At 37.7% G+C, this 9760-nt stretch carries 12 protein-coding genes and 1 pseudogene; all 13 read left to right on the top strand.

Going from position 1 to position 9760, the window contains the following annotated elements; translation table 11 throughout:
* Window positions 1-183: 183 nt before the first annotated feature.
* The 13 genes and pseudogenes from QRN68_RS22635 to QRN68_RS22695 all read left to right on the top strand — a co-directional run bounded on the left by QRN68_RS22635 (window position 184) and on the right by QRN68_RS22695 (window position 9603).
* Window positions 184-1146, top strand: a complete 963-nt coding sequence (locus QRN68_RS22635; protein WP_285399358.1) for an ABC transporter permease — start codon at window positions 184-186, stop codon at window positions 1144-1146.
* 2 nt (window positions 1147-1148) lie between these two features.
* On the top strand, window positions 1149-2015 hold the full coding sequence (locus QRN68_RS22640) for an ABC transporter permease (protein WP_285399359.1): 867 nt from the start codon (window positions 1149-1151) through the stop codon (window positions 2013-2015).
* A 19-nt stretch (window positions 2016-2034) separates the two neighbouring features.
* A complete protein-coding gene (locus QRN68_RS22645) occupies window positions 2035-3054 on the top strand; it encodes an ABC transporter ATP-binding protein (protein ID WP_285399361.1) in 1020 nt (339 codons plus the stop codon).
* Entirely contained in the window at window positions 3041-4066 is a 1026-nt protein-coding gene (locus QRN68_RS22650) for an ABC transporter ATP-binding protein (RefSeq protein ID WP_285399364.1), read from the top strand. Before QRN68_RS22645 ends, QRN68_RS22650 begins: the two co-directional genes overlap by 14 nt.
* Before the next feature lie 77 nt (window positions 4067-4143).
* On the top strand, window positions 4144-4299 hold the full coding sequence (locus QRN68_RS22655) for a hypothetical protein (RefSeq protein WP_285399365.1): 156 nt from the start codon (window positions 4144-4146) through the stop codon (window positions 4297-4299).
* A gap of 21 nt (window positions 4300-4320) precedes the next feature.
* Window positions 4321-4473 (top strand): hypothetical protein, encoded by a 153-nt coding sequence (locus QRN68_RS22660; protein WP_285399366.1) that lies wholly within the window; start codon window positions 4321-4323, stop codon window positions 4471-4473.
* Window positions 4474-4541: 68 nt separating this feature from the next.
* Window positions 4542-5495, top strand: a complete 954-nt coding sequence (locus QRN68_RS22665) for a DUF1177 domain-containing protein (protein ID WP_285399367.1) — start codon at window positions 4542-4544, stop codon at window positions 5493-5495.
* Window positions 5488-6756, top strand: a complete 1269-nt coding sequence (locus QRN68_RS22670) for a M20 family metallopeptidase (protein ID WP_285399368.1) — start codon at window positions 5488-5490, stop codon at window positions 6754-6756. Before QRN68_RS22665 ends, QRN68_RS22670 begins: the two co-directional genes overlap by 8 nt.
* Window positions 6757-6817: 61 nt before the next feature.
* Complete coding sequence (locus QRN68_RS22675) at window positions 6818-7579, top strand: IclR family transcriptional regulator (RefSeq protein ID WP_285399369.1); 762 nt, start codon at window positions 6818-6820, stop codon at window positions 7577-7579.
* Window positions 7580-7632: 53 nt separating this feature from the next.
* Window positions 7633-7752 (top strand): annotated as a pseudogene (locus QRN68_RS22680) (aminopeptidase); the annotation flags it as partial.
* Window positions 7753-8077: 325 nt separating this feature from the next.
* Window positions 8078-8230 carry a hypothetical protein gene (locus QRN68_RS22685; RefSeq protein WP_285399370.1) on the top strand — a complete coding sequence of 51 codons (153 nt, stop codon included), beginning with the start codon at window positions 8078-8080 and terminating at the stop codon, window positions 8228-8230.
* Window positions 8231-8378: 148 nt separating this feature from the next.
* On the top strand, window positions 8379-8843 hold the full coding sequence (locus QRN68_RS22690; protein WP_285399371.1) for an NUDIX domain-containing protein: 465 nt from the start codon (window positions 8379-8381) through the stop codon (window positions 8841-8843).
* Window positions 8827-9603, top strand: coding sequence for an alpha/beta hydrolase family protein (locus QRN68_RS22695; protein ID WP_481817481.1), 777 nt, complete (start codon window positions 8827-8829; stop codon window positions 9601-9603). The genes QRN68_RS22690 and QRN68_RS22695 overlap by 17 nt, the downstream gene beginning before the upstream one ends.
* The last annotated feature ends 157 nt before the right edge of the window (window positions 9604-9760 follow it).

The following is a 9760-nucleotide window of genomic DNA, read 5'->3' on the forward strand; positions in this document are numbered from 1 at the left end:
AATATGAACCACTGATTCAAAATAGATAGTTCAACATAAAAGTAGCACAAATGTAAACCAGAAGTAAATATGAAATTAAGAAAATTCTGAAAAGTATTTACAAATAAAGTTTAAGGGGTGTACTATATAGTTGTTCACAATATGAATCACTGTTTCTAATAATGAAAAGGAGGTCTTGAAATAATGGGCTCGTTTATTTTAAAGAGGTTACTGAATCTCATACCCACATTGCTAGTAGTAGGAATCATTGTCTTTATTATTACTAGGATGATACCTGGTGATCCGGCGTCTGTTATGCTTGGACCCCAAGCCAGTGTGGAAGATGTAGAAAATTTAAGAGAAGAGTTGGGTTTAAACCAATCAATCCCTTCGCAATTTATTTCCTATGTAGCAGACTTAGTACAGCTTAATTTAGGATATTCCTATTCTTATAGTGAATCTGTCATTGGGCTCATTGTAGAAAGATTTCCAAATACAGTGATATTAGCTTTGGCAGCGCTACTAATTGCAGTAGTCATTGGAATTCCAGCTGGAATATTCGCAGCAAGAAAACAAAATACAATCATCGATTATGCAGTAATGCTCGTATCTTTAGTTGGTGTTTCCATGCCGATCTTTTGGTTAGGAATTATGTTAGTGCTATTCTTTAGTGTCAATCTCGGATGGTTACCTGCGACAGGGATGGGCAATTTAGATGATGGACTTTGGGAATTTATTAAACATTTAATCTTGCCAGCATTTGCTTTAGCAACTATTCCAATGGCGACATTTGCACGTATCACACGTTCAAGTATGCTTGAGGTTATTTCACAGGATTACATTAAAACTGCACGTTCGAAAGGGATTAAAGAATATTTAGTTATTGGTAAACATGCATTTAAAAATGCTTTAACACCAATCTTAACTGTACTAGGTATGCAAATTTCAAATTTACTAGGTGGTGCCGTATTAACTGAAACTATTTTTAGTTGGCCAGGTATGGGACGCCTTATCGTAGACGCTATTGATAAGCGTGACTTCGTCGTTGTACAAGGAACAGTAATTTTTATTGCGTTTATCTTTGTACTTATTAATCTAGTTGTTGATGTTTTATATAAAGTTGTAAATCCAAAAGTAAATCTAGAATCGAATGGGGGGCAAAAGTAACGATGGTACAAGCGATTGTAAATGTTAATAAAAAGAAAAACACATTGCTAAGAAAGCTGTTAAAAAATAAATTAGCAACAATCGGTTTAATAATTGTTGCAATGATGATGATTGTAGCCATTTTTGCTCCGTTAATTGCAACTCATCCACCGAATGAGATGACTGTTGGAAAATCATTTTTACCGATGAATACAGATGGACATTTACTCGGTACAGATAACTATGGTCGTGATTTGTTTAGCCGTTTAGTTTATGGCACGCGGATTTCAATGGTTGTTGGTATAGCTGCGGTGCTGTTTGGTGCAGTATTTGGCACATTATTAGGATTAGTTGCGGGTTATTTTGGAGGCCGTTTAGACTCTGTCATTATGCGCACAATGGATGGTCTGTTTGCTTTCCCGTTCATTTTATTAGCAATCACATTAATGACAGTGCTAGGACAAGGTTTAGTGAATGTCATTATAGCGATTGGTATTGCCAATATTCCAGGATTTGCACGACTTGTTCGTGGACAAGTATTAAGTGTGAAAGAGGAAGAGTTTATTGAAGTAACACATTCATTAGGGGCTACACATACACGTATTATTTTTAGTCATATTTTACCGAACTGTTTGGCGCCATTAATTGTCTACGGCACGATGAGTACAGCTGGGGCAATTATTTCTGAGGCAGCATTGAGCTTTTTAGGTTTAGGTATTCAACCGCCTACAGCTTCGTGGGGAAGTATTTTGAAGGATGGCAAGGATTTTCTAGTGTTAAATCCTCAAATGGCGACATTCTCAGGTATTTGTATTTTATTAACTGTACTAGGCATTAACCTTTTAGGCGATGGATTACGTGATGCATTAGATCCGAAAATGAAAGTTTGATACGAAAGGGGGGGGAGTTATGACTGAACGGTTACTAGATGTAGAAAATTTAACAGTTGAATTTAAAAGTGGCGGTTCTACGATGAAAGCTGTAAATGGCGTAAATATACAATTGAATAAGAAGGAGACACTTGGAATTGTTGGAGAATCGGGCTCTGGCAAAAGTGTTACAGCCACAGCATTAATGCGTTTAATTCCATCTCCGCCAGGAAAAATTACAAATGGAAAAATTCTTTTTTATGGGCGCGATTTACTAGGGATATCAGAAAAGGAAATGCGCAATGTTCGCGGTAATGAAATGTCGATGATTTTCCAAGATCCCATTACAAGCTTGAATCCAGTTTTAACAGTAGGCAATCAAATTATTGAAGTTATACGTGCTCATGAAAATTTATCAAAGAAAGAAGCAAGTGTAAAAGCTGTAGATATGCTGAAAATGGTGGGCATTCCAGAACCTACAAAACGTTTAAAAATGTATCCACACGAATTTTCAGGTGGAATGCGACAGCGTGTCATGATTGCAATTGCATTAGCATGTAATCCAAAGCTACTTATTGCAGATGAGCCTACTACAGCACTAGATGTAACGGTTCAAGCACAAATTCTCGATTTAATGAAAAAATTACAGCAGGAGCACGATACTGCCATCATTATGATTACGCATGATTTAGGTGTTGTATGGGAGCTTTGTGACAAAGTAAATGTCATGTATGCAGGACGAACTGTGGAATCCGCTACAACAAAACAGCTTTATGAAAATGCATTACATCCTTACACATGGGGTTTACTTGAATCGCAAATTACGATAGGAAATCAAGAGCATGACAGGCTACCAGCGATTCCGGGAAGTCCACCAGATTTATCGTTGCCGCATAGTGGCTGCCACTTCTCTTCTCGCTGTCCTTTGGCAACAGATATTTGCCGTAGTAAAGTACCTGAATTAGTGGAGGTTCAAGAGAATCATTTAGTGGCTTGTCATTTGCAAACGAAAGAAAAAATTGTAGAACGTCAGGAGGGAGTTTTTAATGCAGCAGAATAAAGAGCCTGTACTAAAAGTGAGTAATTTAAAAAAGCATTTCCCTATTAAAAGTTCTATTCCCTTTAAAAAGACAACGCAATTTGTCAAAGCAGTAGATGGTGTAAGCTTTGAATTATATAGAGGTGAAACATTAGGGATTGTTGGTGAATCTGGATGTGGTAAATCGACTGTTGCGCGTTTAATTAATCAGTTAATTACACCGACAGAAGGAAAAGTAGAGTTTAACGGAATTGATTTAGCAAGTTTAAATACAAAAGATATTCGTTCAGCACGTAAATCCATACAAATGGTATTTCAAAACCCATATGCATCGCTTGATCCACGAAAAACGATTGAATACTTAATAGCTGAGCCATTGGTGATACACGGTATTGGAGATGATGTATCACGCAAAAAACGTGTCGTAGACTTACTTGAAACAGTTGGTTTAAGCACTTATCATGCAAAGCGGTATCCACATGAATTTTCAGGTGGACAAAGACAACGTATTAATATTGCTCGTGCGCTTGCGTTAAATCCGGATATTGTCATATGTGATGAACCAGTTTCAGCACTCGATGTATCTGTCCAAGCTCAGGTTATTAATTTATTGAAAGATTTACAGAAGGAATTCGGCTTAACATATATATTCATTTCACACGATTTAAATGTTGTGAATTATATGTGTGATCGTATAGCGGTCATGTATTTAGGGAAGATCGTAGAAATAGGTACGTATGAAGAAATATATGGGGATCCACAGCATCCTTATACGCAAGCTTTATTATCTGCAATTCCTAAAGAGAATCCGTTTGATACGAGGGAACGTATCATTTTATCTGGTGACGTTCCAAGTCCAGTCAACCCTCCGAGTGGTTGCGTATTCCATAAACGTTGTCGTTTTGTAACGGAAAAATGTGCACAAGTTCAGCCTACACTCGATTCAGTTACTGCATCACATCAAGTATCATGTCATTTATTTAACGCAGCTCGACAAGATGTCACAACAACTGAACGTAAAATCTATAGTTAGTTAACAATTACAGTTAGACGAAAAATAACTTTGGCGGTGCCTAAGTAATCAACACTACAGCGAAAAGCCTCAGACGGATGTCACAAGCTTTGAAAGGAATGGATTGTGCGAACACAATTCAAAATCTGCATTGTTTATCTGTAGTGAAAGCAAAGCGACAGCTACCAATGTTATCTGTAGCGAAAGCAAAGCGACAGCTACAATTATGCCAAGGCGAAATCGATTCATTTTGAAACTTAGGTTAAAAGTTTATATTGCTTGATTTTGGCTCATCACCAAAAGTTGTGGATGACCTTTTTAAAAATATATGCACTGTATATTGGTTGATCTTCGTTACGGCTGGACGCCCCCTGGAAAGCGCCCAGTCGGAACGGAAGTCAACCACACGTTATGGTGATGAACCTTGATTTTCACTAACCTTCATTAAAATGGATGTCCGTGATAACGAGAAAATTAGAAAAGGAGCGCAATTATTATGTCATTAAAGCATGTTATTGAATTATACGAGGTAATGGATAGTGTTTATGTGAATGGTGAAGTTGTCAAAGATTACTTACACAATATTGATCCGTCAGCGGATGTTACTGTAAAAACCATTAAAGGTGAAAGAGGTTCTACTGATTTTGTAAGAGTTCTTGTTAAAGGAAAGAACGGCAAATCATCCGGAGGGAGTGCATCAACTTTAGGTATTATTGGACGTTTAGGTGGAATTGGAGCGCGTCCGGAGATGACAGGTTTTGTATCCGATGGTGATGGTGCGTTGGCATGTATGGCGAGTGCAGCAAAAGCTATAGATATGGTTTTAAAGGGTGATCGATTAGAGGGAGATGTTATTTTCACAACTCATATTTGTCCAACAGCGCCAATTCTACCACATGAGCCAGTTCCGTTTATGAACTCACCAGTCGATATTAGTGTTATGAATGAGCACGAGGTAGATGTAGAAATGGACGCTATTTTATCTATTGACACAACGAAAGGCAATCAAGTTTGTAATCATAAAGGATTTGCTATTACACCTACAGTGAAAGAGGGCTATATTTTAAAAATTAGTGATGATTTATTACATGTTTACACCCAAACAGCAGGAATTCCACCAGTAGTAATACCCATTACTACACAGGATATTACCCCATATGGAAATGGCTTATTCCATGTAAATAGTATTTTACAACCAGCAGTTGCTACATCAAGTCCAGTTGTGGGTGTTGCTATTACTACCAAATCGGCAGTTGCAGGCTGTGCAACAGGCGCGACTCATGTAACGGATGTAGAAAATGTAGTTCGTTTTGTGTTAGAAGTAGCTAAAACTTATGGTGTCAATAAATGCTCATTCTATGATGAAAAGCAATTCGCTCTCATGGAAAAGCTATATGGTAGTATGAATCATTTTCAAACAAAAGGAAATGAGGTACACGCACATGAATGATTTACAAGAGCTCAAACTGCGATTAATCGATGAAGTAGAAAATAACAAGGATGAATTAATTGAATTTTGTTCTAAATTAATTCAAATACCAAGTGTTAACCCGCCCGGAAATACAACTGAAATTACAGCTTTTATAGAAAATTATTTAAAGGAAATAAACATTCCATATGAAAAATATGAATCTGCCGATAAAATGTTTAACTTAGTAGCTTCTATTGGTAATGCGGAAGGTAAAGAGTTAGTCTATTGTGGACATACAGATGTTGTCCCGGTTGGGGATCTTTCTAAATGGGATTTTGCTCCGTTTTCTGGGGAAGTGAAGGATGGCTGGATGCTTGGCCGTGGTGCTAGTGATATGAAGGCAGGTTTAGCAGGGATTATTTTTGCAACAAAAATGCTGAAAAAATTAAACATTGATCTACCAGGAAAGCTAACATTAGCGATTGTGCCAGATGAAGAGACAGGTGGCGAGTATGGGGTCCCTTGGCTTTTAAAGCGTGGTTTAGTAAAGGGTGATGGTTGTTTAATTGCAGAGCCTTCATCACCTTTAAATCCGACAATTGGCCAAAAGGGTTCATACTGGTTTGAACTAGAAGTACGCGGGGAGCCAGGACATGGAAGCTTGTCACCTTTAGCCGGGAGAAACGCTATTGTGGATACTATTCGTGCTATTGATGAAGTTCGTACATTATGGGATCTTAAAATTGATATTCCTGAAGAAACACAGCCCCTTATTGAAGTATCAAAAAAATACATGCGTGAAGTTGAAAATGATCGCTTGAAATATCAAGAGGTTCTAGAGAAAATTTCTGTAAATATTGGTACAATTAATGGAGGTACGAAATCCAACGTTATCCCAGATTATTGTAAGGTTCAGGTAGATTGCCGCTTACCATTTGGCATTACCGAAGAAGAAGTAACTGAAATTTTGAAAAGTAAATTGGATGGACTGAATATTGACTATTCGATAAAACGTTTTGGATATAAAAGCGTGGCAAACTATACGCCTGCGGAAAATCCAATATGTAAATCGATTGTTGATAATATTTCGTTTGTTACGGGAAAAGAGGCGTATGGCGTTATGCAATGGGCAAGTAGCGACGCTCGTCATTTCAGACAATATGATATTCCTGTACTGCAATATGGTCCAGCTTATTTACCAAGTATCCATGGCTGTAACGAAAAAGTACGTGTTGAGGATATCGTACGCTGCGCAAAAGTGTATATTACTGCTGTAATTGATTTCCTATATCAAAGGTAAGAGAATGCTACTCTCTTGCTTTTGATAATGTTAAACGAATTAGATCAAAAGGACGAGAGAGATGCTAAAAACCTTAAATTTATCTATTACTGTTTTAAAGATGTTTACAAAAGAAAAACCAACTTGGGGTGGGCGTGAGCTAGCAATGGCTATGAATATAAATCATACAAATTTATATCGAATACTTGAGACATTTGAGAATAACGGTTTTATTACAAAAGATCCTATTACTAAAAAATACTCACTTGGAATTGCCTTATGGGAAATTGGAATGAATATGTATGACTCGTTAAACATTGACCAACTGTGCATGCCCATTCTTGAAAAACTAAAAGATACAACAGGTGAAACAGCTATTTTTACAGTTATAAATGGTCTGGAAGCGTTAACCTTGCTGAAAGCAGAGCCTGTAAATAAGGTGAAATTTTCAGTTTCAAGAGGAAGTAGAACACCTCTTTATGTAGGTGCCTCCTATCGTTCAATGCTTGCTTTCCTAAGTGAAGAGCAAATTTCAAAAGTAATTGATGAGCCTTTAATTGCTTATACAAATAATACGATGACAGATGTAGGTGAAATTCGTGCTGAGCTTGAAAAAATCCGAGAATGTGGTTACGCGGTAAGTGAAAGTGAATATACGGCAGACGTACTTGCACTTGCAATGCCTGTTTTTAATAGTGAAGATCAGATAATAGGTTCTGTTACTGTATCAGGTCCTACTTATCGTTTTACAGAACAACGTATTTCAGAAGTATTGGAACCGTTAACAGAAGCACGCCAGGAAATTGAAGGCATTATTCGTAGATATCATTTGAATTTTAATTAAGGATCATATGCAACATCTACAAGAGATTGCACTGAATATCTTAAAAGGTAATCACGATCCATATTGCATTTGGTAGTAATATGCCATTCGGTGGTACAAATGAGGCAGATGTCCATATCGATTGTGTCGTTAAAAACCCAATCGTATTTTTCGATGGCAAACAAGTTATATAATCAAAAAACAGAGCGTGACTTCAAAAGTTTTGAAGCACGCTATTTTCATTGTGGAGACGATACAGTTAATGAAGGCTAATATTGAAAAAGAGTTCCTAGATTTACAAAGAGCAACTCTTGATGGATTGACCATTGTTATAAGAAATGAGCTCACATTTTGAACACTAGTAACCAACAGGGGGAAATTCTAATTTGTTGAGCTGTATTTGTTTACAATCGAATAAACATAGTATTGAAAAGTGGTATTACTCCCCGTTAAAAGTCTCTTATCACACCGATTAATGGTCTGAATGACATTATATTGGCTCATCACCAAAAGTTGTGGATGACATTTTTAAAAATATATGCCCTGTATATTAGTAGATCTTCGTTACCGCTGGGCGACTCCTTCGGGATTAGCGTCATAGATGAGACCCTGGAGCGAGCAACGCGAGTGAAGCGGCTCATCGGAACGGAAATCAACCACACGTTTTGGTGATGAGCGATTATAAATGTACTATATTGCAAATAGTGAAGTTGAATATTAGTGATTTTATTTGTTGATTGAAGCTATATGATTAAACTATAGTGAAATAAAAGAAGTTTACGAAATAAGGCTTTAGCAATATGAAAAAGGAGTGAAGAGTATGTTCTCATTTACGGACTTAAATGGTTTACAAGTGGATTTAAGTTTTACAAGAGGTAAGCTTGGGGTAGAACCTAAGCATGTACTAGTTTTTTTAAAGCATGAAAATAAGTGGTTATGTACGATTCATAAACGTCGTGGTGTAGAGGTTCCAGGTGGAAAGCAAGAACCTGGAGAAACTTTGGAGCAGGCAGCGATTAGGGAAGTATTCGAGGAGACTGGTGTTCATGTAAAAAACCTTAGATGGTTTGCAGAATACGCGGTTCATGATGACATCTTATTTTGTAAAACGGTCTTTACCGCTCAGTTTGCAGGGCAGGAGGATATCGAATTTGATTTAGAAACATCAGGGATGACTTGGTTAACGGATGAAGAATTTGCTAATCACCCAAATTTAAGCTTTCATATGAAGGATGAAGGAATGCAGAAAATGCTGGAGGAGTTGAAGCATTATGACCAATGGTGAAATCGTTGGAAAACGTGCCTATCCTTCGCCAAATCCAGCTATTCGTTTAACAGAAATCACTTATATGTCACAGGGTCTACGTGTGAAGGGATTATTAGCGGAGCCTAAGGCAGAAGGTACATATGATGGCTTTTTATATTTACGTGGCGGTATGCAAAGCATTGGTATGGTTAGACCTTCGCGAGTCGCACAGTTTGCAGCACAAGGCTTTATCGTTTTTGCTCCATATTACCGTGGCAATCGAGGTGGAGAAGGTCGAGATGAGTTTGCAGGAGCGGATCGTTATGACGCTGTATATGCTGTAGACGTGCTAAAACAGCTTTGTAATGATAATATTCATATCTTTGGTTTTTCACGTGGTGGTATTATGGCACTTTGGACGGCGATATTACGTAGAGATATTACCTCTGTTGTAACATGGGCAGGAGTATCTGATGCAACAGCTACATATTGGGAGCGGTCAGATATGCGCCGTATGATGAAGCGTGTTATAGGAGGAACGCCTAATCGTGTACCAGAGGCTTATGATGCTCGAACACCACTATTTGAGATTGAGCACATTACAGCACCAGTACTTATTATCCATGGCTACCTTGATGAAAATGTAGATATTGAACATGCAAGGCAGTTAGAATTTTATTTAAAGGATGCTAATAAAACATTTGAGACATGGTATGATCATCGCTACGCTCATCAGTATCCACCGGCAAAAAATCGAGAAACAGTACATGCACTTTGCGAATGGATGAAACGACAATAAGGTATGTAAGCTGTCTTTCCATTCAACGATTCTAATGTAGAAACTCTTTTGGAATCAAAAAGATATTAATGCGGGGTAGACCTCAGAATCGCTCAGGTAAGACGGAAAACTGCTCGGGTAGCCCTTAGAATCGCTCGGGTCATGCGGAAAACTGCTC

This window comes from Lysinibacillus sp. fls2-241-R2A-57, from assembly GCF_030209535.1.
Classification (GTDB): domain Bacteria; phylum Bacillota; class Bacilli; order Bacillales_A; family Planococcaceae; genus Lysinibacillus.

What these genes read in the sequence shown, in the direction of transcription:
- QRN68_RS22655 (WP_285399365.1), top strand. Translation starts at nt 4,144, where the DNA reads ATGTCACAAGCTTTGAAAGGAATGGATTGTGCGAACACAATTCAAAAT.
- QRN68_RS22665 (WP_285399367.1), top strand. Translation starts at nt 4,542, where the DNA reads ATGTCATTAAAGCATGTTATTGAATTATACGAGGTAATGGATAGTGTT.
- QRN68_RS22640 (WP_285399359.1), top strand. Translation starts at nt 1,149, where the DNA reads ATGGTACAAGCGATTGTAAATGTTAATAAAAAGAAAAACACATTGCTA.
- QRN68_RS22650 (WP_285399364.1), top strand. Translation starts at nt 3,041, where the DNA reads ATGCAGCAGAATAAAGAGCCTGTACTAAAAGTGAGTAATTTAAAAAAG.
- QRN68_RS22690 (WP_285399371.1), top strand. Translation starts at nt 8,379, where the DNA reads ATGTTCTCATTTACGGACTTAAATGGTTTACAAGTGGATTTAAGTTTT.
- QRN68_RS22685 (WP_285399370.1), top strand. Translation starts at nt 8,078, where the DNA reads ATGACATTTTTAAAAATATATGCCCTGTATATTAGTAGATCTTCGTTA.
- QRN68_RS22670 (WP_285399368.1), top strand. Translation starts at nt 5,488, where the DNA reads ATGAATGATTTACAAGAGCTCAAACTGCGATTAATCGATGAAGTAGAA.
- QRN68_RS22635 (WP_285399358.1), top strand. Translation starts at nt 184, where the DNA reads ATGGGCTCGTTTATTTTAAAGAGGTTACTGAATCTCATACCCACATTG.
- QRN68_RS22645 (WP_285399361.1), top strand. Translation starts at nt 2,035, where the DNA reads ATGACTGAACGGTTACTAGATGTAGAAAATTTAACAGTTGAATTTAAA.
- QRN68_RS22675 (WP_285399369.1), top strand. Translation starts at nt 6,818, where the DNA reads ATGCTAAAAACCTTAAATTTATCTATTACTGTTTTAAAGATGTTTACA.